At 70.1% G+C, this 25543-nt stretch carries 22 protein-coding genes and 5 pseudogenes; 15 read left to right on the top strand and 12 right to left on the bottom strand.

What is annotated here, in order from left to right:
- Positions 1 to 349 precede the first annotated feature (349 nt).
- The 10 genes from AB0N14_RS26485 to AB0N14_RS26440 all read left to right on the top strand — a co-directional run bounded on the left by AB0N14_RS26485 (position 350) and on the right by AB0N14_RS26440 (position 11936).
- Positions 350 to 2386 carry a glycoside hydrolase family 27 protein gene (locus tag AB0N14_RS26485; RefSeq protein WP_366028198.1) on the top strand — a complete coding sequence of 679 codons (2037 nt, stop codon included), beginning with the start codon at positions 350 to 352 and terminating at the stop codon, positions 2384 to 2386.
- 112 nt (positions 2387 to 2498) lie between these two features.
- Positions 2499 to 3788, top strand: coding sequence for an extracellular solute-binding protein (locus AB0N14_RS26480; protein ID WP_366028197.1), 1290 nt, complete (start codon positions 2499 to 2501; stop codon positions 3786 to 3788).
- A 1-nt stretch (position 3789) separates the two neighbouring features.
- Positions 3790 to 4725, top strand: coding sequence for a sugar ABC transporter permease (locus AB0N14_RS26475; RefSeq protein WP_366028196.1), 936 nt, complete (start codon positions 3790 to 3792; stop codon positions 4723 to 4725).
- Positions 4725 to 5609: a carbohydrate ABC transporter permease gene (locus AB0N14_RS26470; RefSeq protein ID WP_366028195.1), complete on the top strand. Its 885-nt coding sequence runs from the start codon at positions 4725 to 4727 to the stop codon at positions 5607 to 5609. Before AB0N14_RS26475 ends, AB0N14_RS26470 begins: the two co-directional genes overlap by 1 nt.
- Positions 5606 to 7705, top strand: a complete 2100-nt coding sequence (locus tag AB0N14_RS26465; RefSeq protein WP_366028194.1) for an alpha-galactosidase — start codon at positions 5606 to 5608, stop codon at positions 7703 to 7705. The genes AB0N14_RS26470 and AB0N14_RS26465 overlap by 4 nt, the downstream gene beginning before the upstream one ends.
- A gap of 71 nt (positions 7706 to 7776) precedes the next feature.
- The gene (locus AB0N14_RS26460; RefSeq protein WP_366028193.1) at positions 7777 to 8550 is read left to right on the top strand and encodes an SDR family NAD(P)-dependent oxidoreductase; all 774 of its coding nucleotides are present in this window, start codon (positions 7777 to 7779) and stop codon (positions 8548 to 8550) included.
- A 36-nt stretch (positions 8551 to 8586) separates the two neighbouring features.
- Positions 8587 to 9321: an FCD domain-containing protein gene (locus tag AB0N14_RS26455; protein WP_366028192.1), complete on the top strand. Its 735-nt coding sequence runs from the start codon at positions 8587 to 8589 to the stop codon at positions 9319 to 9321.
- Positions 9318 to 10463, top strand: a complete 1146-nt coding sequence (gene dgoD / locus AB0N14_RS26450) for a galactonate dehydratase (RefSeq protein ID WP_366028191.1) — start codon at positions 9318 to 9320, stop codon at positions 10461 to 10463. The genes AB0N14_RS26455 and dgoD overlap by 4 nt, the downstream gene beginning before the upstream one ends.
- A 4-nt stretch (positions 10464 to 10467) precedes the next feature.
- Positions 10468 to 11280 carry a hypothetical protein gene (locus tag AB0N14_RS26445; protein WP_366028190.1) on the top strand — a complete coding sequence of 271 codons (813 nt, stop codon included), beginning with the start codon at positions 10468 to 10470 and terminating at the stop codon, positions 11278 to 11280.
- A gap of 23 nt (positions 11281 to 11303) precedes the next feature.
- A complete protein-coding gene (locus AB0N14_RS26440) occupies positions 11304 to 11936 on the top strand; it encodes a bifunctional 4-hydroxy-2-oxoglutarate aldolase/2-dehydro-3-deoxy-phosphogluconate aldolase (RefSeq protein ID WP_366028189.1) in 633 nt (210 codons plus the stop codon).
- Positions 11937 to 12083: 147 nt separating this feature from the next.
- On the opposite strand, the pseudogene AB0N14_RS26435 reads toward AB0N14_RS26440, so the two are convergent.
- The 3 genes and pseudogenes from AB0N14_RS26435 to AB0N14_RS26425 all read right to left on the bottom strand — a co-directional run.
- Positions 12084 to 12527: pseudogene (locus tag AB0N14_RS26435) on the bottom strand (glycosyl hydrolase-related protein); the annotation flags it as partial.
- Positions 12528 to 12531: 4 nt separating this feature from the next.
- Positions 12532 to 13110 (bottom strand): annotated as a pseudogene (locus tag AB0N14_RS26430) (glycosyl hydrolase); the annotation flags it as partial.
- Between the two features lie 226 nt (positions 13111 to 13336).
- A complete protein-coding gene (locus AB0N14_RS26425) occupies positions 13337 to 14665 on the bottom strand; it encodes a glycoside hydrolase family 3 N-terminal domain-containing protein (RefSeq protein ID WP_366028188.1) in 1329 nt (442 codons plus the stop codon).
- Positions 14666 to 14920: 255 nt separating this feature from the next.
- On the opposite strand from AB0N14_RS26425, the gene phoU reads away from it, so the two are divergent.
- On the top strand, positions 14921 to 15592 hold the full coding sequence (phoU, locus tag AB0N14_RS26420; protein WP_366028187.1) for a phosphate signaling complex protein PhoU: 672 nt from the start codon (positions 14921 to 14923) through the stop codon (positions 15590 to 15592).
- Between the two features lie 141 nt (positions 15593 to 15733).
- On the opposite strand, the gene AB0N14_RS26415 is transcribed toward phoU, so the two are convergent.
- Positions 15734 to 15862, bottom strand: coding sequence for a winged helix-turn-helix domain-containing protein (locus tag AB0N14_RS26415; protein ID WP_366028186.1), 129 nt, complete (start codon positions 15860 to 15862; stop codon positions 15734 to 15736).
- Between the two features lie 126 nt (positions 15863 to 15988).
- Here AB0N14_RS26415 and AB0N14_RS26410 point away from each other — a divergent pair, with 126 nt between their 5' ends.
- Positions 15989 to 16447, top strand: coding sequence for a PPOX class F420-dependent oxidoreductase (locus AB0N14_RS26410; protein WP_366028185.1), 459 nt, complete (start codon positions 15989 to 15991; stop codon positions 16445 to 16447).
- On the opposite strand, the gene AB0N14_RS26405 is transcribed toward AB0N14_RS26410, so the two are convergent.
- The 3 genes from AB0N14_RS26405 to AB0N14_RS26395 form a co-directional block, all read right to left on the bottom strand.
- Entirely contained in the window at positions 16444 to 17418 is a 975-nt protein-coding gene (locus AB0N14_RS26405; RefSeq protein ID WP_366028184.1) for a restriction endonuclease, read from the bottom strand. The two genes, AB0N14_RS26410 and AB0N14_RS26405, sit on opposite strands and share 4 nt — an antisense overlap.
- Before the next feature lie 418 nt (positions 17419 to 17836).
- Positions 17837 to 18400, bottom strand: coding sequence for a dihydrofolate reductase family protein (locus AB0N14_RS26400; RefSeq protein ID WP_366028183.1), 564 nt, complete (start codon positions 18398 to 18400; stop codon positions 17837 to 17839).
- A gap of 310 nt (positions 18401 to 18710) precedes the next feature.
- Positions 18711 to 18863, bottom strand: a complete 153-nt coding sequence (locus AB0N14_RS26395; RefSeq protein ID WP_366028182.1) for a hypothetical protein — start codon at positions 18861 to 18863, stop codon at positions 18711 to 18713.
- 999 nt (positions 18864 to 19862) lie between these two features.
- On the opposite strand from AB0N14_RS26395, the gene AB0N14_RS26390 reads away from it, so the two are divergent.
- Both AB0N14_RS26390 and AB0N14_RS26385 read left to right on the top strand, forming a co-directional pair.
- A complete protein-coding gene (locus AB0N14_RS26390; protein WP_366028265.1) occupies positions 19863 to 20147 on the top strand; it encodes a trypco2 family protein in 285 nt (94 codons plus the stop codon).
- A 410-nt stretch (positions 20148 to 20557) separates the two neighbouring features.
- Positions 20558 to 21028, top strand: a complete 471-nt coding sequence (locus AB0N14_RS26385; RefSeq protein ID WP_366028181.1) for an ATP-binding protein — start codon at positions 20558 to 20560, stop codon at positions 21026 to 21028.
- A gap of 805 nt (positions 21029 to 21833) precedes the next feature.
- Here the strand turns inward: AB0N14_RS26385 and AB0N14_RS26380 are convergent.
- The 5 genes and pseudogenes from AB0N14_RS26380 to AB0N14_RS26360 form a co-directional block, all read right to left on the bottom strand.
- Positions 21834 to 22007 carry a hypothetical protein gene (locus AB0N14_RS26380; RefSeq protein WP_366028180.1) on the bottom strand — a complete coding sequence of 58 codons (174 nt, stop codon included), beginning with the start codon at positions 22005 to 22007 and terminating at the stop codon, positions 21834 to 21836.
- Between the two features lie 377 nt (positions 22008 to 22384).
- Positions 22385 to 22897 carry a hypothetical protein gene (locus AB0N14_RS26375; protein WP_366028179.1) on the bottom strand — a complete coding sequence of 171 codons (513 nt, stop codon included), beginning with the start codon at positions 22895 to 22897 and terminating at the stop codon, positions 22385 to 22387.
- Between the two features lie 189 nt (positions 22898 to 23086).
- Positions 23087 to 23818, bottom strand: coding sequence for a FadR/GntR family transcriptional regulator (locus tag AB0N14_RS26370; protein WP_366028178.1), 732 nt, complete (start codon positions 23816 to 23818; stop codon positions 23087 to 23089).
- A pseudogene (locus AB0N14_RS26365) lies at positions 23793 to 24813 on the bottom strand (aldo/keto reductase). Before AB0N14_RS26365 ends, AB0N14_RS26370 begins: the two are co-directional and overlap by 26 nt.
- 59 nt (positions 24814 to 24872) lie before the next feature.
- Positions 24873 to 25406, bottom strand: a pseudogene (locus tag AB0N14_RS26360) (hypothetical protein); the annotation flags it as partial.
- On the opposite strand from AB0N14_RS26360, the pseudogene AB0N14_RS26355 reads away from it, so the two are divergent.
- Positions 25357 to 25543: pseudogene (locus AB0N14_RS26355) on the top strand (transposase); the annotation flags it as partial. The pseudogenes AB0N14_RS26360 and AB0N14_RS26355 overlap by 50 nt on opposite strands.

The raw sequence follows: 25543 nt of genomic DNA, 5'->3' as shown, positions 1-25543 counted from the left end.
GCGGACCCGGCAACGGCGAGGCGGCGGTGGTCTCAGCCGTCCTCGCGCACCTGGGAGTTGAGCGTCGAGAGTCGCGTGCGCGGCGATCACGTCTGGAACGTCACCGGCAGCGATAATAAATTAGGAATTAATATTGACAGGCTCCCGGCCGCAGGCCACAGTCTTCGCCGTGGCGCCGGGCCTCACCTCTCGGGTGCAGTCCGCCTCACGTCTTCCCGCTTCCAACTACCGGGAGAGGCACTTGACTTCCCAGTTGTCGACACAGAGACCCCTGCAGCACCGGTCCTCTAGGTTGGTTGTCGGGGCTGCGACAGCGGTGGTACTGGCCGCGTCCGCAGCCTCCCCGGTCATGGCGGACCCTGCCGTCGACCAGGGGGCGCCCGCCTTCTACGACAGCGGTCTGGCCCCGACGCCCTACATGGGCTGGAACACCTACTACGGGCTCGGCGCGCCCACCGAGAAGGAGGTGCGCGCCGTCGCCGACAAGATCGTCAGCAGCGGACTGCGGGACAGCGGCTATGACATCGTCTGGCTGGACGGCGGCTGGCAGGCCGACAACCCCCGCGACGCGCAGGGCCGGCTGGTCGCCAATCCGGAGCGCTTCCCCTCCGGCATTCCCGCCCTGGTCTCCTACCTCCACAAGCGGGGCATGCGGGCGGGCATCTACACCGACGCCGGCACCTACGACGGCGGCAAGAGCTGCGGACTGGGCAGCAGAGGCCACTACGACGAGGACGCACGGCAGTTCGCCGACTGGAAGATCGACGCCATCAAGGTCGACTTCCTGTGCGGGATCGGCGCCAAGCTTGATCCGGGGCCCGCGTTCAAGGAGTTCAGCGACGCCGTCGCCAAGTCCGGCCGCAAGATGCTGTTGAACCTGTGCAACCCGCTCACCGATGACTGGGGGCTGCCGCACACGCCTGAGCAGGACGCGCACAACACCTACGCCTACGCCCCGACGATCGCGGACTCCTGGCGCACCGGCACGGACATCGCCTGGGGCACCCCGAGCCCGGGGGAGTGGCCCGACATCCTGCGCAACATGGACGCCAACGCCTGGCACCCCGAGGCACAGGGGCCCGGCCACTACAACGACCCCGACTACCTCATCCCCATGCGCCGCATGGCCGACGGGAACCTGGAACTGACCCAGGAGGAGTCCACCACCCAGTTCGTGATGTGGGCCGAGATGGCCTCCCCGCTCATCCTGGGTTCCGACCCGCGCACCCTGTCCCCGTCCATGATCGACACCCTGCGCAACCCGGAGATCATCGCCGTCGACCAGGACCCGCTCGGAATCCAGGGGGTCCGGGTCGCCACGGATTCCGTCGGCGACGTCTACAGCAAGGTGCTCGCCGGTCAGGGCCGGCGCGCGGTGGTCCTGCTCAACCGCTCCGACCGGCCGGCCGAGCGCACCGTGAACTTCGCCGACGTCGCCCTCGGCGGGCCCGTCAAGGTGCGTGATCTGCGGGCACGTGCCGACCGCGGTGCACACACCGGTTCGTACACCGTCGAGGTTCCCGCCCACGGCACCGCGTTCCTCGGGCTCACCGGGCAGGACGCGCTGCCCGGCACGAGCCTGGGGGAGAAGTCCTCGGCAAGCCCGGCCGTGGTGCGCGCCGGCGACACGCTGACCACCTTCTTCCGTGGACCGCGCGGAACACTCGTCCAGCACACGGCGGAGGGCATGCGTCCGGCGCGGACCAGGGACCTCGCAGGCCCGGTCGCGGGACGGATCCTCGGCCAGCCCGCCGCCTACGCCTCCGCCGGGGGCCGTATCGACGTCTTCGTCCGCGGAGCCGACAACCACGCGTACCGGAGGGTCTTCTCCAGCGGGCGCTGGGGTGGCTGGCAGGACCTGGGCGGGCGGTTGACCGACGCGCCGACCGTGGCCTTCACCGACCCCGCGCACTGGACGCTCGTCGCCCGCGGTGCCGACGGACGCATCGTGCAGCGCGGACCGTCGTCCGGCTGGTCGTCGCTCGGCGCGCCCGGTGACCGGCCGGCATACGGCAGGCCGTCCGCGGCCGTCGACAGCGACGGGCGCGTCCATGTCGCCGTACGCACCGCCGCCGACGACGTATGGACCATGTCGCGCGACGCGTCGGGACAGTGGTCGGGCTGGACCTCGCTCGGCGGCACGGTGAGCGGTAGCCCGACGCTCGTCGCCGTGGGCGACCGCGTTGTGCTGTACGCGCGGGCGGCCGACTACACACTGTGGCAGCAGCGGTACGACGGCGGGGCGTGGCAGGGCTGGACCAAGCGGCAGGAGTTCCCCAGTGCGGCCTTCGACGGCGCGCTCGGTGCGGTCGCCGGCCCGGACGGCTCGGTCGACGCGGTGTTCCGTGGCGTCGACGGCTATGTCCACAGAACCCAGTTCAAATAAATTACTAATAGATCTTGACGTGGCGAGTTCGCCACGCGACTCTGGTTCCGCCGCGAGTGGGCCCGGCCGTCAGGAGGGCCGCGCCCGCCGGGCGGAGCCGCAGGGAGCCTCCATGACGAACCACCTGCCCAGCCGCCGGCGCTTGCTCGCCGGACTCGGAGCCGCCGGGGCGACGGCACTGCTCAGCAGCTGTGTCACCTCCACCTCCTCCGCCAAGTCCTCCTCCAAGGGCGCGGTGACCCTCCAGTCCAACCTGTCCGCACCGCAGGCCAAGACCGCGATGGAGGACCTGGTCGCCGCCTACGGCAAGAAGGGATCCGGGCGCGTCAGCCTGAACACCGTAGCCGCGGAGACCTTCCGCACCCAGCTGCCGACCTACCTGACCTCCGCCAACCCGCCGGACGTCTACACCTGGTACCCCGGCTCGGTGGCGGATGCCTACGCGAAGAAGAACCTGCTGCTCGACCTCGACGACGTCTGGAGCTCGTCGCCCGACCTCAAGCGGTACCCGAAGGCGCTGAACAGCCTGTGCACCGCGAGCTCCGGCAAGAAGGTCTTCGTGCCCGCCACCTACTACTGGTGGGGCATGTTCTACCGGAAGTCGAACTTCGCCAAGTGGGGCGTGAGCGAGCCCACCAACTGGGACGAATTCCTGGACCTGTGCGACAAGCTGAAGGCCAAGGGCGTGGCACCGATCGGGCTCGGCGCGGGCGGCGGCACGGCGTGGGTTGCCTCGGCCTGGTTCGACTACCTCGACCTCCGCATCAACGGCGCCACCTACCACCGCGAACTCCTCGCGGGCAAGCACCGCTTCGACGACCCCGAGGTGCGCAAGGTCTTCGACCGCTGGCAGGAGGTACTGCCGTACTTCGATCCCAACGGCACCGCCGTAGCCTTCCAGGACGCCACGACCGCCCTGCTCAACGGCCGCAGCGGCATGATGCTCATCGGCACCTTCTTCGCCGATGCCGCTCCCAGGAGCGCCCTGGACGACATCGACTTCTTCCGCTTCCCCGTCGTCGACAGCGAGATTCCGCTCGCCGAAGAGGCCCCGACCGACGGCTACTTCGCCGGCGCTCGCACCGGGCACCGCGACCAGGTCTTCGACCTGATGCGCTACCTCGCCACCGCCGAGGCGCAGGAGATCTACATCAAGGGCTCGTCCGGGACCGTCCTGCCCTGCAACCCCGACGCGAAGGACGCCGGCACCGCGCTGGTGAAGAAGGGACGCGAGCACATCGAGCAGGCTGCCGAGGTCACCCAGTTCTTCAACCGCGACTCCAGCGACGCCCTCCAGCCCACCGCCGACACCGCGCTCACCAAGTTCATCGCCAAGCCGAAGGACGTCGCCGGCATCCTCACCGACTGGCAGCACGACGCAGAGAAGATCTGGAACGCCTGACATGGCCGTCCTGACCGCCTCGCACCGCAAGTCCCCGGTCCCGGCGCGCTCACGGGGCGGCACGGCCCGGGGTCCCCGTCGCACACCCCCGCTGGTCCTCGCCTTCGTCCTCGTTCCCCTGCTCGCCGAGGCCCTGTGGGTCTTCTGGCCCGCGCTGCAGGGCTTCTACCTCGCCCTGACCAGCTGGGACGGCGTCGCGGCACCGAAGTTCGTCGGATTGGGCAACTTCCGCGAGATGACGGGCGACGACATCTTCCTCGGCGCGGCCGGCCACACCGTCCTGTGGCTGCTGCTTTTCGGCGGCCTGTCCGCCCTGCTCGGCCTGGCCGCCGCGCTCCTGCTCCAACAGGAGCGCCGGGGCGTCGGCTTGTACCGCGCGGCTCTCTTCCTGCCCGTCGTCTTCTCCCTCGTCGCCACCGCCCTGGTCTGGCAGGCCATCTACCAGCCGGACGGTGTGCTCAACCGCCTCCTGGAGTCGGTAGGTCTGGACAGCCTGCGCCACGCCTGGCTCGCCGACCAGGACACCGCCCTGTACGCGGTGATCGTGCCCGCCCTGTGGCGGCAGATCGGCTATGTGATGGTCCTGTATCTCGCGGGCCTGAAGGGCATCGACCCGGCACTGTACGAGGCGGCCAAGGTCGACGGCGCCGGACGCCGGCAGCGCTTCCGCCATGTGACGCTTCCCCAGCTCCGCAGTGTCAACGCCGTCGTGCTGTCCGTCATCGTCATCGATTCGCTGCGCTCCTTCGACGTGGTCTGGTCGCTGACCCGCGGCGGCCCCTACCACTCCTCCGAGCTGCTGAGCACCTACATGTACTCCACCGCGTTCCAGTCGCTGCGCCTGGGATACGGCTCCGCCCTGGCCGTCGTCATCTTCCTGCTGGCCTTCGGAGTCATCGCCTCCTACCTGGTCCGGGCCTTCCGGGAGGCCGACTGATGTCCGCCGTCCACGCGCCCGTGTCCGCCACCCACCGCCCCACGTCCGCCGGCGCGCTGCGCCGCCGGCGGGCCGCCACCGCCGGTTTCCACCTCGGCGCCGGAGCACTGGCCTTCCTGTGGCTGCTGCCCATCCTCCTGGTCCTCGTCACCAGCGTGCGGTCCTTCAACGACATCGCCGCCCACGGCCTGGGCAGCCCGCCCCGCTCCTTCACACTGGACAACTTCCGCCAGGCCTGGGTCGACGGCGGCCAGCAACGCGCCCTGATCAACAGCCTGACCGTCACCGTCCCCTGCGTCCTGCTGACCCTCGCGCAGGCGGCCATGGCGGCGTTCGCCCTCAGCCGCTACGAGATGCCCTTCCGCCGCTTCCTGCTGCTGCTCATGCTCGGCGGCAACCTGCTGCCACCGCAGATCCTGCTCATCCCGGTGTCCAAGCTCAGCGAGATGATGGGCATTTACGACACCCTGCCGGCCCTGATCGGCGTGCAGATCGGCTTCGGCGTCGGCTTCTACGTCTTCGTCCTGCACGGCTTCATGCGCGCGATCCCCGCCGAGATCCAGCAGGCGGCGGTCGTGGACGGCGCCGGCCCCTGGCAGATCTTCTGGCGCATCATCCTCCCGCTCACCCGGCCCGCGCTCGCCGCGCTCAGCGCACTGTCCTTCACCTGGATCTTCAACGACCTGCTGTGGGCCATCACCGTGCTGCGCAGCGACACCAAGATGCCGATCACCGCCGCGCTCATCGGACTTCAGGGGCAGTACGTTTCCATGTGGAACGTGATCGCCGCCGGATCCGTCATCGCCGCCGCCCCCACCGTGGCCGTCTTCCTCCGCTTCCAGCGCCACTTCGTGGCCGGCCTCAACATCGGAGCGGTGAAGTGACGTCGCAGCAGCGCTGGACCCTGCGCACCGATCACAGCAGCTACACTGTCCGGCTCTCCAAGGACGGCCCCTGGGCCGAACTCGAGGCCTGGGGACCGCACGGCGTCGAGGAGGGACCGTCGGCGCTGGACTGGTCCCACCGCACCCACTTCATCACGCCCGCCGACGCCGCCCCCGCGGAATACCTGCCCCACGGGCTGCGCCCCTTCGCCGGCGCCGACCTCGTCGCCGCACGGCCCGGCTCCGAACGTGGCGTGTGGTGGACCTTCGAGGGAGCACAGCAGGAGACCCACACCCTCCGGCTCACCTTCACCGACGACGTCCTCGGCCTGCGCACCACCCTGTGCTACGCCACCGTGCCGGGCACCGATGTCCTGCACCGCTGGACGGAACTGACCTGCACGGGCGAGGAGGAACTACGCCTGGAGCGGCTGGACTCGGCCGCCGTGAACGTCCCGGTCACCACCGCGGCCCGGCTGACATACCTGACCGGCCAGTGGTCCCAGGAGTTCCAGCGCACTCAACTCGACCTGGCAAGGGGCACTTTCACCATCGGCAGCAGCCAGGGGGTGGCCGGCCACGCGTACGCGCCCTGGCTCGCCGTCCAGGACCGCCAAGCACCCGAGCAGGCTCCGGGACCGACCTACGGTGTGGCACTCGAATGGCCCGGCAACTGGCACATCACCGCCGAGGCCCAGCCCGGCGGGGCGCTGCGGGTGCGGGCCGGCCGGGTGCCGCACGAAGGCGCGGTGCACCTGGCACCGGGAGAGACCCTGACCACACCCCGCCTCGCCTGCGCGTTCAGCCCCGACGGGCTCGACGGACTCACCCGCGTCTGGCACCGCTACGAGCGGCACCTGAGCGGGAACCGCCTGCGGCGGCGTCGGAAGGTGCTCTACAACTCATGGGAGGCCACCGGCTTCGACGTCGACGCCGCGAACCAACTGGAACTGGCCAAGGCAGCCCTGGACATCGGCGCCGAGCTGTTCGTCGTGGACGACGGCTGGTTCACCGGCCGCGCCGACGACACCGGGGGACTGGGGGACTGGTACCCCGACCCGGCGGCCTTTCCCCAGGGCTTCGACCGGTTCGTCGACGACATCCGCGCCCTCGGGCTCGACTTCGGGCTGTGGGTGGAACCTGAGGCCGTCAGCCCCACCAGCCGCCTGTATGCCGAACACCCGGACTGGGTCTACCGCATCGATCACCGTCCGGCCCGGCTCGTCCGCAACCAGCTGCTGCTGGACCTCGGCCGCGCCGACGTCCAGGACTTCGTGATCGCCACTCTCGACCGGCTGCTCACCGACCATGCCGTCAGCTACCTGAAGTGGGACATGAACCGGCCGCCCACCGAGCGTGGCCGACCTGGAGCCGGCCCCGCCGAGCGCCTCGACCTGGACGCCGGACACGTCGCCGGCTACCTCCGTGTCCTGGACCACCTACGCACCACCCACCCCGATGTCACCGTCGAGGGCTGTGCGGGCGGCGGTGGGAGGATCGACCACGCCACGCTCGCTCGCACTGACGTCGTCTGGCCCAGCGACAACACAGCCCCCCTGGACCGGTTGCGCATCCAGTTCGGCTTCCTGCACGCCCACGCGCCCCACGTCATGAGCTCCTGGGTCACCGACGCCCCCGGCGTCTTCGACCCCCGCCCCCGCAGCCTCGCCTTCCGCTTCGTCACCGCCCTGTGCGGCGTCCTGGGCATCGGAGCCGACCTGCGAGCATGGGAACCGGAACAGCGCGCCGAGGCCGCCCGGTGGATCACGCGTTACAAGGAGGTCCGCGACGTGATCCACCACGGCGAGGCACATCTGCTGGGCACGCCCGAGGACCCCACCTGCGGCGTCCAGTACGACGCGCCGGACGGCCACCGCACCGTCGTCGCCGCCTTCAGCACCGGACGCCTGGACGGAGCCCCGCTCGTTCCCGGTCGCGCCGCCCGACTCCGGTTGCGGGGCCTGGATCCGGCCGCGCGCTATCACGACGCCGCGAGCGGCACCACGTACGCCGGAGCCCATCTGCTTCACTACGGGCTGCCGTTCGCCTGGAGCGCCGGTGACGACGCCGACTTGGTGGTGCTGACCCGGCACTAGGATCCCCGACCCGCATCTGTTCCCACCGCGGCCGACGAGGCGCCGCAGCCGGAAAGGAGCCCAACCCCACGATGTACCAGTCCGCACCACGCCACGGCGCCCGTTTCGCCGGCCGCACGGCCGTGGTCACCGGCGCGGCCTCCGGCATCGGAGCCGCCACGGCCCAACGCCTCGCGCAGGAGGGAGCCGCCGTCGTGCTCGCCGACATCGACGGCGAACGGGGAGCGACCGTCGCCCAGAGCATCAACCGGGACGGCGGTAAGGCCCGGTCCGTCACCGCCGACGTCGCCGCCGAGCAGGACTGGGCAGAGATCGCGGCTGCCGCCCACGCGTTCGGACCAGTGGACGTCCTGGTCAGCAACGCCTACACCGTCGACGTCGCGCCCGCACACGCGATGTCCCTCGACTCGTGGCAGCGGCAGCTCAACGTCAACCTCACCGGCAGCTTCCTCGGCTTCCGCGCGGTCCTGCCCGACCTGCGCGAGCGCCGCGGCTCGGTCGTGCTGACCTCGTCCGTGCACGCCCACAAGGGGATTCCCGGACACCCTGCCTACGCCGCCTCCAAGGGCGCCCTGCTGTCCCTGTGCGGGCAGTTGGCCGTCGAGTACGGCAGCGACGTCCGCGTCAACGCCGTCCTTCCCGGCCCGATCCTGACCGCCGCCTGGGACAGGGTTCCGCCCGAGGAACGCGAGCGCAGCATCGCCGAGACGGCCGCCCGCCGCTTCGGCACCCCCGAGGAGGTGGCCGCCGCCATCGCCTTCCTCGCCTCCGAGGAGGCCTCCTACATCACAGGCTCGCACCTCCTGGTCGACGGCGGCTGGAGCGTCGTGAAGGCCTCCGCATGACCAAGCCCCCACTCAGCAGCAGAAAGGCAGCACGACATGACTCCCTATGCCCGCCGCGGCGTGCACGGCCAGACCGTGGAAGCCCTGGCCCGCCGCATCCTGGGCGGGGACATCCCGGAAGGGGCGACACTCGACCTGGTCGCCCTGCAGAGCGAACTCGACGTGAGTCTCACAGCCCTGCGCGAGTCGCTGAAGGTGCTCGCCGCCAAGGGCATGGTCGACGCCCGGCAGAAACGCGGCACCTTCGTGCGCGCCCGTTCCGACTGGAACCTGCTGGACGCCGACGTGCTGCGCTGGCAGTTCGAAGGTGGCGGGGCCGATGAAGCCGACCGGGCACTGCTGCGCAACCTCGCCGAAGTCCGCGCCATCATCGAACCGGCCGCCGTCCGCCTCGCCGCCGAGCGGCGCACCGACGCCGACGTGGCCGCCCTGGACGCCGCCCTTGAGGCCATGGACCAGGACACCGGCGCCACGCACGCGGTCGAGGCGGACCTCGCCTTCCACCGCGCCCTGCTCGCAGCCACCCACAACGAACTGCTCGAACGCATGGAGATGGTCATCGAGTCGGGCCTGGCCCACCGCGACCGCATCGTGCACAGTGCTCCGCACAGCGAGGACCCCGTACCGGCCCACCGCTCCGTCCTGGACGCCGTGCGCGATCAGGACCCCGACGCCGCCGAGGCCGCCATGCGTGCCCTGCTCGACCAGGCCGGCCGCGACCTGGAACGGCTCAACGGCGACGACGAGACGAAAGGCTCCCGCCACAAGTGAAGATCGCCCGCATCGAAACCTTCCTGGTCCCGCCGCGCTGGCTGTTCTGCCGCATCGAAACCGACGACGGCCTCGTCGGCTGGGGAGAACCGGTCGTCGAGGGGCGCGCCGAAGTGGTGCGCAGCGCCGTCGACGTGCTCGGCGAGCACCTCCTCGGCCAGGACCCGCTGCGCATCCAGGACCACTGGCAGGTTCTCACCAAGGGCGGCTTCTACCGCGGCGGCCCCGTGCTGTCCAGCGCCGTCGCCGGCCTCGACCAGGCATTGTGGGACCTAGCGGGCCAGGCCTACGGCGCACCCGTACATGCCCTGCTGGGCGGCCCGGTGCGCGACCGGGTGCGGGTCTACGCCTGGGTCGGCGGCGACGAGCCGAGCAGGCTGCGCGAGCAGATCGCCGCCCAGGTGGAGGCGGGTTTCACGGCGGTGAAGATGAACGCGGCCGGCGCGACCTCGCCGGTTCCCACCGCCGCTGAGACCGCGGCGGTCGTCGACCGCGTCGCCGTGGCACGCGAGAGCCTGGGCCCCGATCGCGATGTCGCGATCGACTTCCACGGCCGTTTCTCCGCTGCCGGTGCCCGCCGTGTCCTCGCCGAGATCGCTCCGCTGCACCCGCTGTTCGTGGAGGAACCCGTACTCCCCGAGCAGAGCCACCTGCTGGCGGGTCTCGTCACCGCCGGCCCCATCCCGCTCGCCGCAGGGGAACGACTGTACTCACGCGCAGAGTTCCTGCCCGTGCTCACCGCCGGAGTCGCCGTCGTCCAGCCGGACCTGTCCCACGCCGGCGGCATCTCGGAGGTGCACCGCATCGCCTCGCTCGCCGAGACGTACGGTGCCCTCCTCGCCCCGCACTGCCCGCTCGGCCCCATCGCCCTGGCGGCCAGTCTGCAGATCGCGTTCGCGACACCGAACTTCCTGATCCAGGAGCAAAGCCGCGGCATCCACTACAACAAGGACGCCGACCTGCTGTCTTACGTCGTCGACCCCGAGCCGTTCCGCTTCATCGCAGGGCACGCGCAGCGCGGTGACCGGCCCGGCCTGGGCATCACCGTCGATGAGGCCGCCGTACGCGCCGCCGACCGTGACGGGCACGCGTGGCGCAACCCAGTGTGGCGGCACCCCGACGGCTCCTTCGCCGAGTGGTGAGCCGGTGCCGACGGAGATCGTCACCGACCTGAGCCACGGCGGCCGCTGGACCTCGCTCAAGGCGGGAGGGCGGGAATGGCTCTGGCACCGTGACGCACCCGAACGTACCCGCGTCTCACCCGGCGACGCCTTCGTGGACGCCGGCGGGCTGGAGGAGTGCGTCCCGACCGTGCGCGGCACCCCAGACCATGGAGACACCTGGTCACGCCCCTGGAGCCGCGACGGGGACGCGGAACGGGTGCGCTGCGAGCACTTCGCACTCGCCCGCACGATGCGCACAACCGACGACGGCGTCGAGGTCGACTACACCCTCGCCGCCGATCCCGGCTTCCGCTTCGTCTGGGCCGCCCACGCCCTGCTCGACCTGTCCGAGTACGCCACGCTCCACGCCCGCCGGGGTGCCCGCACCCGCCTCTTCCCGGAGGCTGCCCCGCTGCTGCCCCACCCCTGGCCCGGGGACGCCCCCTGGGTAGAGGGCCGTTGGCCCACCCCCCGCGGACTGAGCCTGGACCGGTTCGGCCCGGACGACGGCACCGCCGTCGGAGCGGTCGTGGACACCGCCCGCTGCTGCGTCCACGACGGCCCCGACCGGCTGGCCCTGGCCCTGGAGACGGACGGACAACCGACGTCGATCGCCCTGTGGCGCAACCGCGGTGGCTTCCCCGCGCCGGCTCCCTACCGCAGCACAGGCGTCGAACCCATGCTCGGCCGCGTCTTCGACCTCGCCGACGCGGACCATGGCGACGCCGCATGTGTCCCGGCCACCGGCGAGGTCCGCTGGCGGCTCACCGTCATCGCCGACTGCCATTGCCCCTGAGCCCTGCTGGAAGGAGCTCCCCTGTGGACCTGCAGGCCGCCCTGGCCGCTCACCGCCTGGTCGCCATCGTGCGCGGAACCGACGCCGACGCCGCGCTGCGCACCGTGCTGACACTGGCCGAAGAGGACATCGAGCTGATCGAGGTCTCGCTCACCGGGGCGGACGCCCTGACCGTCATCGAGCGGGCACGGAAGGCCCTCGGCCCCGACCGGCCGCTTGGCGCCGGAACGGTCCTGACCGCTGACGGCGCCCGCGCCGCCCACCGCGCGGGCGCCGACTTCGCGGTCACCCCCGCTCTGGGCGAAGGCGTCCGCACGGCAACCGAGTTGGGCATGCCGGTGCCGGCCGGCGTGCTGACGCCCACCGAGATCGTGACCGCGCGCACCCTCAGGGCGGCCGCGCTCAAGATCTTCCCGGCAGCCCAGGCCGGCGGACCCGACTACCTGAAGGCACTGCGCGGCCCCTTCCCGCACGAGCTTTTCGTGCCGGTGGGCGGCGTCGACGCACAGGCCGCCCGCTCTTACCTGGCGGCCGGAGCCGCGGCGGTCGGAGTCGGCTCGCCCCTCGTCGGTGATGCCGCCGACGGCGGAAGCATCACCGCGCTGCGGGAACGCGCCCGCACCTTCCGCACCGTCGTCCAGGAGACCGCGCCGTGACCACCCCGCTCCGTCCAGTCGTACTCGGCCTGGATCAGACGCTCCCTCAGAGGACCACACGTCGGCCCGACACGCCGGTGCACCGATGCCGCACGGCACCGGTGCACCGGCCGCAGTGGGCCGGGTGGGGGGAGCCCACCGGCGTGGTCAGGCCCTGCTCAGCCGCAGCGTGACCAGCTGGAACGGGCGCAGCCGCACGGTGATCCGCTCACCCTCGACCGCCGGCGCCGTATCGTCGTCCAACGGGCGCTCCAGCAGGTCGGTGACCGTGACGCCCGCGACCTCGAAGCCTGCCGTCAGCGTTGCGCGGGCCCGGCCGCCGTGGGCCTCGTGGAAGCGGACCACCACGTCGCCGCTGCCGTCGTCGGCCAGCTTGACCGCCGTGACCGCGACGGCCTCCTGATCGACCGTCACCAGCGGGGCGACCTGACCGGAGCCGGTGACGTGCCGCTCCGGCAGGTTCAGACGCCAGCCTTCGCGCACCGCATCCCCGATCGTGGCGCCCGGCACCAGGGCATGCCGGAAGCGGTGGACGCCCTGGTCGGTCTCCGGGTCCGGGAAGCGCGGGGCGCGTAGGAGCGGGACGCGGAGGGCACCAGGTGGCGTCGTACTCGGCGTGCAGGTGCAGCCGGCCCGGCGCGCCCTCCTCGCAGGCGGCGAGCATCCGCCGCAGCCAGGCGTCGATCTGATCGGGGGTGGCCCGGTCGGGATCGGGGTGGGGACCGGCGGAGAACTGGTTGATCTCGTTGCCGAGGGTCATGCCGATGAAGTTGGGCCGGTCGGCGAGGGCGGCGGCGAGGGTGCGCAGGTAGGCGGCCTGGCCGTCGATCACCTCGGCGTCGGTGAAGAGGTTTCGCCGGTGCCAGGTCCGCGTCCAGGCCGGCAGGAAGTCGAAGCTGGACAGGTGACCCTGCAGGCCGTCCACGTTCACGTCGAGGCCGCGTTCGGCCGCCGCGTCGGCGAGCGCCACGAGTTGTTCGACGGCGCGTGGCCGGATCAGGGTGCGGTTGGGCTGGAAGTACGGCCACAGCGGGAAGACCCGGATGTGGTCCAGGCCCAGCGCGGCGATCGAGTCGAGGTCGGCGCGTACGGAGTCCAGGTCGAAGTCGAGCCAGTGGTGGAACCACCCTTCGCTCGGTGTGTAGTTGACGCCGAAGCGCACGGCAGAAGGCATGCGGAGTCCTAGTGAGGCGGTGGTGGGGGTTTCGGCTCGGGTGCTGTACCCCAGGGCCGTACCGCTTGCCGGACCGCACCACCGACACCCGTCCCAAGGGCCGGGGCCGTTCTCGCCGGCTCAGCAGTGCCTGGCCTCCGCCACACTCCGGTGACCACCCCTGCGGCAGGCTCCCCGGTTGCGCGGGCGGCGCTTCGTCCTTGTCCCACAGCGGACGAATACGGGCTCAGCGGCAGACGAGCAACCCCGCACCGTGCTTCGCGGCGAGGATCCGATGCACGCTGTCGTCCACCTTGGCTCGGAAGGAGGCGTCCTGCTGCATCCGGGTCCGGATCGCCTGCGCCATCGCCGGTACCGTGCTCGGCCGCACGGTCAGGATCATGTCTCCGCCTGCCGAAAGGAAGTTCAGCGCCCGCTGCGCCGGGGTGAAGGACCGTACCGCGACCGCGTTCCCGAGGTCGTCCGAGATCACCACGCCTTTGAAGCCCATGTCACGGCGCAGCAGTTGACCGATGACAGTCGGTGAGAAGGCCGCCAGGTGCTTGGAGTCGATCTTGGTGTATGTGGCCGATGAGACCATGACGAACGGCGAACCGGCCCGGATCCCCGCCCGGAAGGGCATGAGACCGGAGCTGCCGGCGGTTGTCACCGAGTCCACGACGTTCGCGCTGACGTCGGTGTTGCCGATCACCTGGCCGAGTCCCGGAAAGTGCTTGAGTGTCGTCATCACGCCCGACTGCGCGAAGCCGGCAGCGAAGGCGTTGCTGTGGGAGGTCACGGTGCCGGCGGTGTGGCCGTACTCACGGTCGAAGGAGCCGATGGGGGCGTTGCGGGTGCCCAGGCCTGCCGGGACCACGTCGGCGACCGGGGCCAGATCGAGGTCGACTCCGGCTGCCTTCAGCTGCTCGGCCCAGCCTGCGGCCCGCGTACGCAGTGTTGTGACCGGCCAGCTGCCCTGGGTCAGCCCGCTGGGAATGGCCGAGAATCCCGGGCCGCTCAGCACCTGCACCCGGCCGCCCTCCTGGTCGGTGGCGACCATCAGCCCGACCCGCTTACCGGCGACCTGGTCCGCCTGACCGCGGAAACCGTCGACCAGCCTTCTGGTGACCGTTGTGCCGGCGCTGCTGCGCCCGGTGAGCATGATGGATCCCACGTGATGGTCACGCAGAGTGCGCAGCTGGGCCTCGTCCGGGTGGGCCGCGGAGACTCCACCCATGAAAAGCTGCCCAACCCGCTGAGCCGGAGTCATGCCGGAGAAGTACCGGTCCGTGCAGCTGGCAGCGGGTGCCGGCGGTGCGGTACTCGTGGCGGCCGAGGAGGTGGCCCCGGGGGTGGCCGAGGCGGCAGTGGTCGCGGTGCCGCTGGGGAGGGGACCGGCGGTACCGGGGGATTCCGTGCCAGGGCTGGTGGCGAGGGGCCGGGGGGAGACGGCCGGTCCCCCTTGCGTGGCCGATTGGCCGCAGGCGGCGGCGGTCAGTGCCAGGATGATCAGCGGGGTCATGGTGCGCAGGGATGGGGAGCGGCGCCTTCCCGGCCGGCGGACACGGGTGGTCATGGATCTCTCTCCTGAGCTTGTTGCTCGGATCGCTTCGGTCTGCGGGGCTGGAAGCCGCTTCCGGCACGGCGAGCTTCGGCCGACTGTTTCCATCACACCGTACGTCGATTCGCGTCCGCATCTGGCCGGGCCAACGGGCGCTGGCCCAGGCCCGCCGCATCTGAGGCGGGGGTGCCATGCCCGGTGTGTGCGAGTCTGACAACGGGACAACGGGGCGAAAGGCCGGCGAACACACAATCGGACGGTGAGGACGCGATGCGGGACGCCTATCAAGAGGAGCTGGGTATGATCAGTGATGGGCTGGTGGAGATGGCGAACCTGGTCGGCTCGGCCATCGGTCTGGCCACCACTGCGCTCCTGGACGCCGATCTCCAGCTTGCCGAGAGCGTGATCTCCGCCGACCGGAAGGTCGATGATCTGCAGCGTGACCTGGAGAACCGGGCGATCGCGGTGCTGGCCCGACAGCAGCCGGTCGCCACCGACCTACGGACCGTGGTCACCTCGCTGCGCATGAGCGCGGACTTGGAACGCTCCGGAGACCTTGCCCAGCATGTGGCCAAGCTGGCCCGGATGCGTTATCCCGAACGCGCCGTGCCCCGCGATCTGCGCCGCACGATCCTGGAGATGGGCCAGCTCGCGCAGCGCCTGATGGCGCAGGCGGCCGAAGTGATCCTCACCCAGGACGTCAGGGCGGCCCTCCAGCTGGAACAGGACGACGACCGTATGGACGAGCTCCACCGCACGACCTTCCAGCACCTGATGGACGAACGCTGGCAGCACGGAGTGGAGACAGCCGTGGACGTCGCGCTCGTCGGCCGCTACTACGAGCGGTTCGCCGACCACGCTGTGTCAGTGGCTCAGCGCGTCGTCTACTTGGTCACGGGTGAGCACGCGGACCAGCTGCCCACCGACCGGCCTGTGGCCTGACGCGCCTAGTGCGTGATCTTGGAGTTGCGTCCTGGTGGCGCGATCGTTCAACGCGGCGAGGCTCTGCCTGCCCTCAGGGAGTACTCAGCTGTCAGTTCAACCGGTGCGTGCTGGGTCCGACTGTCTCCATGCCCGGCTCCCTCACTCCACCGCGTCGTCGTGACGCTCGATTGCCCGCCGTGCGGGCTGCTGCCACGACCAGCCATGCCGCTTCAGCAGCCGCCAAGTCCCCTCGACGGTGTAGGAGACGTGGAACAGCCGACCGATCAAAGTGCCCAGCGTTGGGTACTGAGGCCGGAACCGTGCTCGGTGCCGCGGCGGGCGGTGCAGTCCAACTCGTGGTTGGACTCACAGCGTTCATGAAATTGCCGGGCAGCCACGGGCGTTGATCAGGTCATGACTCAAGGACCAGCGCCTCGCCCACTGTCCGACGAAGCCCTCTCCGAGCTGCTTGGCAAGCAGCAGTTCGGTACGCTCGCCACCGTCAAGCGCAGTGGCCATCCTCACCTGACCACCATGCTGTACAGCTGGGACTCCAAGGCCCGCATTGTGCGGTTCTCGACGACGGCCGACCGCGTCAAGGTCGGGCACCTGCGGCGCGACCCACGTGCCGCGCTGCATGTGCAGGGCGGTGACATGTGGTCGTTCGCCGTCGCAGAAGGTGAGGCCGAGGTCTCCGAGATCACGACGGTTCCTGGCGACGAGGTTGGTCGGGAACTGCTCGGGATGATCCCGCAGGATGCAAAGCCCGAGGACGAGGATGCGTTCCTGGAACGGTTGGTTGCCGAGCGGCGACTGGTCATCCGGTTGAAGGTGGACCGGCTGTATGGAACGGCGCTCGACATCGACGGCTAGGACAGGTCGGGCTGCCACTGCTGGTCGTGGCCATCGTGGCCGTGTGCCTGGCGCCACCGCGCGGTCGTCCCGCCGTGTGGCGGGTGCGTACGGCGGTTGCTGGTCAAAGCCACTCGTTGAGGATCAGCGTACGCCGTTTCGGGCGTCCGTGGCCGCCAGGGTTCCGGCCCGGTGCCGTCGCTCCACGCCTGCAGGTCCTCCCGGTCCCAGCACACGATCCCGCATTGCTCGGCGTACTCCAGCGCTGGGGCGGTGAAACCGCTGGTGGTGACGACGATCGCGACATCCGCCCCGTGGACGGTGAAGCACGTGCCGCCGAAGCGCTGGAGGTCCTGGGAACCGACCCGATTGGTATCGCCGTAGCGCTTGCACTGGATGACAACACGCCTTCCGTCCGGAGCCGTGGCCATGACGTCGGCGCCGAGGTCCCCGGCTCCGCCGACGACCTCGACCTCCGTGCATCCGTCGCGCTCGCACAGGGCGGCTGTGACCTGCTCGAACTCATCGGGATCCAGGGTCTCGAGGTCGACGGGCCCGGTCGGAGGGGCGGTCGCCACGTCGGGTGTGGGCGTGACGGCCTCCTCGGCGCTACGGGAGGCGGCGGGTGCCTCCTGGGGATCCGTCCGCCCGGCGGATACGACGAGCGGTCCGTCGGCCGTGGCGGATGCGGCGGGGGCCGGGCCGGGAGAAGGCTCGTGATCCAGCACGTCGAGTGCCGTCCTGGTCGCCTCGTCCAGCGCGGCGGTGGCCTTGCGCGCGGTCCGTGCCACGGAGAGTGGATGCCGCCGACGCCGCTGCAGGAGCAGGGCGGCTGTCAGAACGGGAACTCCGAGAACGACGGCCCAGACGGGGCGCTGCTCGGCGACACTGATCGCCGTCCGGGCGGTCAAGCCCACAAGGCTGACGACAGCGGCCAGGAGACCGAAGAACAGGGCCGTGTAGCGCAGATCGAAGGCGCGCCGAGGGTTCATTGGTCGCCTACGGCGGACGGGCGTTGCCACGAGGTTCACTCCCCCAACGGGACCCGATACGAAGATCACTTCCCGTCTGCCCTGGATCATGAGGTTCACCACCGTTGCGGCGGCCCAGTGATCTTCGTGACCAGCTGCACACGCGCACTGCGCAGGACGCCGGCCGCGATGCCCCACAGGGAGAGCCACTTCCGCACCGATGGGCGGGCGGTAGGTTCCGGAACGGTCTGTAGGGCTGGATCCGCATGGGATTGGTGACGGGTGAGAGGACGACCGCAGTGCCCCTGCCCTGTCCCGATGATCTGACTTCGCTGATCCTGCGTACCGACTTCAGTGACGATGCGGCCTGGGACGAGGTGCGAGCTGCCCTTGATGCCGTCGATGAGCACTGTCATACCGCGTATGTCAGCGATCCTGGCTAGCGCGCCACGCGGTAGCGAAGGTACACGACTCTCGAGTTGAAGGTGCGGGTCTCGACGAGTTCGAGATCCACCCGGCGCTCGCGCTGGGGAAAGAACGGAATGCCACCGCCAACCAGCACCGGGTAGACCCTGGCCCGGTACTCGTCGATCAGACCCGACGCGGCCGCCTCGGCGGCGAGAGTCGCGCCGCCGATCGCGATGTTGCCCTCCCCCGGCTCGGCTCGCAACCGCTCGATCTCCTCCGCCAGGCCGCCAGGGACCAGGCGGGCATTGCCCTGCACGACCGACAGCGTGGTGGAAAACACCACCTTCGGGAGCGACTTCCAGATCTCGGTCCACTCGAGCATCGAGTCGTCGAGCGATGGATCCTGGTCGGCGGTCTCCCAGTACAGCATCGTCTCGTACAGCCGTCGTCCCAACAGGTGGACGTCGACCTCTCGGATCTCGTCGATCCAGGAGCGAAAGATCTCCTCGTCGTGCGCCGTCCAGTCGAAGCCGCCGTCCGGCCCGACGATGTAGCCGTCAAGTGAGACGCTCATCGAATAGGTCACGCTGCGCATCAGAAAGTCCTCCTCGGTAAGGGGCTCGACAGTACGACCGCCGGACGCCGCAGGACTCATCGCGGCTCGCGGGATCCCCTGGTCCGAGTCACCTCACGAGATCATGTCGTTGAGAGAACCTCAGTGACTCCCGCACTGACGGGCAAACGCTGCTGTTGCTCAGGTCCTGGCTCAACTTCCGTTTAGCGGCCACTTTCCGTCACTGTCCTGTGTCACTGAAGATTGCTCCTTGTCAGCGGAGTTTGTTGACCCGCAAGTTCGTGCTACCGAACGTTGGTCCAGAAATGCAGAGTGCGGCGCCGCCCACCCCTCAAGCCGAGAGCGCCGGCTCCTGCCAGTCCGGGTGGTGCGCGCACGCGGCCGCCAACTCGTCCAGAGACACGTGCAGCGCGGCGGCCAGGGGCCGCGACGGTGCCTCGGGTCCCGGGGCGATGGCGCTCACCCGTACGCTGCGCGGCGCCAACCCCCGTCCTCGCCTGCGTGGGCGACTTCCCGGCAGAGGCACTCTCGCCCGTGCTCCGCCGCGCCCGTCCGGACGACTTCACCCTGGATGCCAACGACGTCCTGCGCGACCTGGAGTTCCTTGCGGTGGACCTGCCGGAGCCTTCCGCGTTGTGCCTCTCCGACTGCGGCGGCCTCACGGACTACTCGGCGCTGCGCCGCCTCTGTATGAACACGGTCATACTCCGGAACGTGCCCAGCGGCCCCGACCTGTCCCCGTTGCAGGACGTGGAGACACTCCATGATGCGACTTTCCGATGGGACCGGGGCGGGGCGCCACGCCCGCCTCACACTGACAGACGTCCCCTTTCCGACAGGTCTCCGACGCCTCCGGCTCCTCGGCAACCTGGTCGTCGCCGATCTCCATGCCATCCGTCGCTGGCCGCACCTCACCTCGCTCGCCCTGTCCGGCGCACCGGTGCCGGCCGAAGAGCTGGCCGCGCTCAGCCGGCTCCCCTCGCTGAAGGACGTGGACCTCACCGTCGAAGACCTTTGCCCGTCTCCGGCCTCTCCCAGGTGGTCCGTCTGCCCGGTGTCACCAGCGCGCAGGTGACCACCTGTGCGACCGGAGACCTCTGCACCGCAGATCTCCTTCCCCGGATGCTTCCTTCGCTTCAGAAGCTGAGCTTTCTCGTGCAGTTCACGCACTCAGGCCACAGGTCGGCGACCGTGGACCTCTCCGCGCTCGCCGGCATTGCCGATGTCTCGGTCACTCTGAGCTGGGCATCCTCAGGCGATCTGCGGGTCACCGGAGCCGAATGCCTGCCGCCTGGTTCGGTACGCCAGGTGCTGAGGTACCACCCCACGTCCAATGCGCCGAAGCCACGGTCTCCCTGGTGGCGCCGCCTCAGCGGCCGGTGACGAAGACGGGATGGGGCGTCATGCCCTACCGTCGATCACCAGTCGACGACAGGAGGGTCAGTGCCGGACTTCCAGGACATCGAACTCGCCGCCGCGGGCGATCAGGGACGGGTTGATGCAGGCGGCAACGGCTGGGGCCGGGGAAGCGGTGCGCTTCGACGTCGGCCCGATTCAGATGGAGTTCACGGTCGAGCTGCGTCGCGAGGCCGGGGCCAAGGGCGGCGTCAAGGCATGGGTGGTCAACGCCGACGCCGATGCGAAGGCCTCCAAGAGCCGTACGCATCGAATCGCCTCCACGCTCACCCCCAAGGACGCCGCCGGGGGCAGCCTGGAGGTCGGCAACGACACCCACGGAGGCACCAGCCGCTTCGACTCCGTGGACTAATCGTCCTCTTGTGCTGCGGAATCGCCCTTCCGATTCCCTGCACGACGCCGGTCGCCCGTGCAGCACGAGCAGTTGCCGTCGGTAAGCGGTCTACCGCAGATGGGGGGCAGCGGAGCGATGGCCAACGGCACGTTGCCGGCGTACTCACGCCACTCCACCGCCGCCACCGCCTCGATCACCGGTGCGGCCACCATACAGCGACCCCTCCATGCCTGGGTCGGCCATCACTACCAGGAAAACCGCAGACACGGACGCGTCGCCGACCTCAAGCAGTCGGCTCGGAACCAGCCGTAGCGGCTGCCCGCGGCCGCTACCCTGAGTAACCTGGATCATTCGCCGGTCAGGCCTACAAGGGCGTTTTCGGGGTAATCGTTTGGCGTCAGACAGAGCGCTTGGGTACGAGGCGGCTTATGAAGCAGGCTGCAATGAGTGACGGCCAGGTGCTGCCCGGAGGGCGGACAGCGGTGTCTGCCGCATTCGAGGGCAGCGAGGAGATAGCCCAGGCCCGGCATCTTGCCCGGGCCTTTCTGACGCATCTGCGGACCCAGCACAGATTGCCGGTGTCCGACCGTGCTGTGGGCATGACGCAGCTGGTGGTGAGCGAGCTGGTGACCAACGCCCGCAAGTACGCTCCGGGCCCTGCCCTGCTGACGTTCGAACTGGACGAGGACGTCGTCGAGATCACCGTGTGGGACACCGAGCCGAGGATGCCCGTGGTCCGGCCAGCAGATCCGCAGCGTGTGGGGCAACACGGCTTGGAGATCGTCACGGCCGTCTGCCAGGACTTCGAAGTGCATCGTGAGCCGGTGGGCAAGCGCGTCAAGGCAGTCATCGCTCTCGCCGATGACCAGGTCGGTGACATGGCTGGCCGCGTCGTGTGACCAGGCGGCCAGATCACACGCCGGCAACACCCTTGCCTCGGGGCGGATCAGCTGCCTGATCATGACTCCGATGGCAGCCGGACTCCCGCTTGGTGTCGCGCCGGCGGCCACCAGGACATCACCGGCTGGACGCAGGAGGAGAACACCGGCGTCTCCCTCCGGACCGAGTTGGGGCAGTGCGGCGTCTGCGGCCATGCGCTGCACGAGCCGGGTCCCGGCGACCCGGCCCGTTGGGACCGGTCCGGCGACAGCCCCCTGATCGCCCGCACTCGGTCGGGGCAGGACACCGCACGGCAGCGCAGGCTGCGAGGGGGGAAGCGGCCACCTGGGTCCTCCTGGGCTCAGGCCCGGCGGGAGGTAGGCGGGCGGGTCAGCCGGCCCCGGCGATTTTGAGGACAGGTGCAGGTCGTGGGCGGCGGCGAAGGCGCACAGTATCCGGGAGGTTGCCCAGGAGCTGCCGCAGTAGCTGCTCGTCTCCGGCGGGGAGGTCTTCGACGAACCGCGTGAGTACTGCCTCGCGGTCCGGATCGGACTCCAGGACCTGCCGCATGCGCCGCGCTGCGAGCCCACGCATGTCGTCGACGGGCGTGCAGGCGTACGCGCGGCCCTGCTGGTGCGGGTCAGCAGGCCCTTGTCGAACATCCGGGACAGCACCGTGACCACGGTGCTGTAGGACAGGTCGTCCAGGCGCTGCAGCACGTCGCCGGGGGTCAGCGCCTGCCGGGAGGACTGCAGCGCTGATCCCCCACCCGGCATCAAGGTGGACTGGCCGCTCGCCGAGCACCTGCCCGAGCAACCACGTCTCCTAATGCGCCTTGTCGCGCCTGAGCATCCGCCTCAGCGCTCTTCGGATCAGGAAGAGGGCCCCTCCTGCGAGCATGGCCATGCCCAGGAAGATCAGGAATCCGCCGATGGCGGCCAGGAGTACGGCGACCAGGGCCAGGAGGGCGCCGAGGAAGAGTACGAGGGCGCCGACCAAGACCAAGATCGTCGCGGTGACAAAGAGAAGAAATGCGAGGACTGCCACGGCTACCTCCAGCCCCTCGCTCGCTCTTTGCTTACCGGCCGGGGAACAGGAGGCGCACGCGGACGCAGCGGGGTGACGGTGCGCTCGCCGGTGGCCTTCTCTGCTGGTCGGTAGGTCAGCGAGCCGGAGATCTGTTCCGCCTTTCCAGCCCTCGGCGAGGCTGATCATCGTGGCCGTATGGTCAGACGGACAGGCGCGGGCGGGACTGGCGATGATGAACGGCACGTCAGTGCCTTTCTTTACTCGCCTCTAGCCTCACCCCCGTGCCCCACTGACGCCAGCCTTTTCTGATCCACGCACGCTCCGTGGAGTGAGCAGAGCAGGTGAGATCACCCGTCGGCCCCTTTTAAGCCCTCGACGACCCGCTGCACCCGCAGCCCCGCGGAGAAGTCGGCAAGCAGCGTCGGCTCACCCCGCAGCGCCCTGGCGAACTCGGTCGGCCGAGTCCGCTCATCGCCCCGCGGCCCGGCCGGTGTGACCTCCCGCCAGCCGGATTCATCGCGTTTCCACAGTCGCCCCCACTCGGTGATGCGGTAGGAGGCCCGGGAGCCGTACAGCGTCCACTCGTAACTCTCCGGTCCGGCGGCCACCTGCCCGGACACCCGCACCGGCACCCCGTCGGCCGAGGTCAGCAGCCCGCTCGCCGTGGTCTCGGCGGCGGGTCCGTAGCCGATCCGGGCGTGCACGGGGTCAGCGGCCCCAGGAGACGGTCGGTCAGGAAGACGTAGTGCGAGGCGACCGCCCTGCGGCACATCGTCGTCCACGTCTCGCGGGCGCACGTGGTGGACGGTCGTATGGACCGCCGTGCTGAGCGTCATCGGGATCCGGTTCTCGATCATCATGGGTCCCGGCGCCGCAGACGCTGTGGGTACGGCTCGGGCCGGCGTGATCCGCTGCGGATGCCCCGTTCACATGCACGCCGGCTCCCCACGGATTCGGCACAGCCTCACCGAGCCTACGATCCGCCGGAACCGACGGGTGTCCCGGCCCAACCCGTGCCCCGCCGCGGCGCGAGTGGATGGGGACTGGGGTCAGCTTCGTTTCCCGGTCGCCGGAGTGACATCCTGCAGGAGGGCCGCGCTCCTGAGACGTTCTCGCAGCCACTGCTCGGTGTGACTCACGTGCATCAGTGCGGCGGCCTGGCTGAGGGCGGCGTCACGGGTGCACAGGGCATCGAAGATCGCCTCGTGTTCCGCGAGGGTTCTCCCCCCGGCCTGGTCGTCGACCAGGCCGCGCCAGATGCGGGCGCGCAGCGTACGACCCGAAATGCCCTCCAGCAGGGTGAGCAGCGTTTCGTTGCCCGTCGCCGAGACCACGGCGCGGTGGAACGCCGCGTCGTGCGCGTTCAGATGTTCGACGTCGTCGCGCGCCCCTCGCATGGCGTCCAGGTGCTGCTTCACCTCTGCCAGCTGGTCGTCGGAGATCCGGGTGGCGGCGAGAGCGGTGGCGACCGGTTCGAGGAGCCGACGACCCTCCATCAGATCCAGCAACGCCGCCGAGTCGCTCTGCAGCAGCTCCACCGCGCCGCCGAGGCCCTCGAGCAGCAGGCTCGGCTGGAGGCTGGTCACATAGGTGCCGTCGCCCCGTCGGACTTCGAGCACGCGGGCGACGGCGAGTGCTTTGACCGCCTCGCGGGCCAGGTTGCGGGACAGACCGAGCTGCGCTGCCAGCTCCGGCTCCGGCGGCAGCTTCGAGCCCGGTGGCAGCGCCCCGGTGCGGATGAGCTCACGGATCTGCTCAATGGCCTTGTCCGTCAGAGACATCGCGCGCCACCCCTTCCGTCTGCCCCGGAGTGTTCTCCGCGCTGTTCCGCGTGGGTACGTCCGGCCTGATCAGACCCTGGGTGCGAAGGTCCTCCCAGAGAGCTTTCGGCACGTGCTGACGGTGGAATTCCACGTTGCGGTGACATTGACGATACTGGGATGGCTGAAGGGAAAAGCGATCGCGGCGGCGGGCAGGGTGGTGCCGTGGCGTTCGCAGACCTCGGCGATGGCCAGGGCACGGGCGATGAGGTCCGGCGGGGCGACCCTGTAGTCGTACTTCATACCCGGCGTCGGTCGGTCCCGGGAGAGCAGACCCGAGTTGAACACGCCGACGGCGACCACGCTCTTGCCGTGCTCCCGTGTGGCGGGCAGCACGTCGTCCAGCGCCGTCTGGTCGAGGAGCGTGTAGCGTCCGGCCAGCATCACCACGTCTGCGGCGGTCTCCCGCAGGAAGCGGGCGAGCATGGTCGACTGGTTCATGCCGGCGCCGATCGCGCCGATCACCCCCTGGTCGCGCAGATCCGCGAGGGTGGGCAGGGCCTCCTCGGCGGCCTGCCGCCAGTGGTCGTCGGGGTCGTGCACGTAGACGATGTCGAGGCGGTCCAGACCCGTACGCTCCAGGGTGGCGTCGATGGAGCGGAGCACGCCGTCCCGGCTGAAGTCCCATTGGCGGCGCAGGTCGTCCCGGACGACGAATCCCTCGCTGTCGACCCCCGCGGCTGCTCGTTGGGCACGAGCAGCCGGCCCACCTTGGAGGAGACGACGTACTGCTCGCGGGGACGATCGCGCAGGGCGGCCCCCAGGCGCTGCTCCGAGAGGCCGAGCCCGTAGTGGGGCGCGCTGTCGAAGTACCGGATGCCGCTGTCCCAGGCCGCCTCGATCGCGGCCGCCGCGTCCTGGGCAGAAGTGACACGGTAGAGGTTGCCGATGACGGAGGCTCCGAAGCCCAGCTCGGTGACGTCGACGGTGGTGTTCGTGATCTTCCGGGTTCGCAAGACGTGCTCCTCGGGTCCTTTGGGCGGGACGGGTCCTACGGGTGGGAAAGGGGCGCCGTTCAGCGCCTGACGACGGCCGAGCCGCCCGCCACGAGCGCTTCGACCTCGGCGAGGGAGGCCATGGAGACGTCGCCGGGCGTGGTCATGGCCAGTGCGCCGTGCGCCGTGCCGTAGGCGAGGGCCCGCTTCAGACGGGCGACGGTGAGTGGGGCACTGGTCGGCTCGGCACCCGCGAGCGGCTCGGAGGCGGGACGCCCGAGCCATGCGTGCTCCGACCCGGCCCGGCCGAGCGGGCCGTGCCACGGCGCCTCGCCGCTCCGCCGGCCGAGATCCGCCCCGGAAACGGTCGCGAGCTCGTCCCCAGGCCCGGTGGCCGACGTCGGAATCCCGTAGATCAGCCCGGCCGCGAAGGCGTCGCCGGAGCCGATGCGGTCCAGGACGTGCGGGCCGGGCATGTCGGGGCCCGCGACGAAGCCGGTCGCCGGTGACCAGGCCGCCGAGGACCAGTCGTTCACGCCTGCCGAAGGCACGCCGCGGAGCGTCGTGGCCAGTACCTTCACCCCGGGCAGCAGGTCGGCGACCTCGGCGAACGCATCCGGCACCTATGTCCTCGATCATCTGTGGCGGCGGTTGAAGATCGACAGGATCGTCGGGCAGGTCGGGCAGCCCAAGCGGGGCCGGTGCCGGGACATGTCGGCGACCGAGCGGGTGCTGTTCTCCATGGTCGCGA

Origin of the sequence: Streptomyces sp. NPDC051104 (genome assembly GCF_040682835.1) — a bacterium.
Lineage (GTDB): Bacteria > Actinomycetota > Actinomycetes > Streptomycetales > Streptomycetaceae > Streptomyces > Streptomyces cynarae.
Note: the sequence above shows the minus strand (reverse complement) of the source record. Positions and strands in the feature narration are given on the sequence as shown.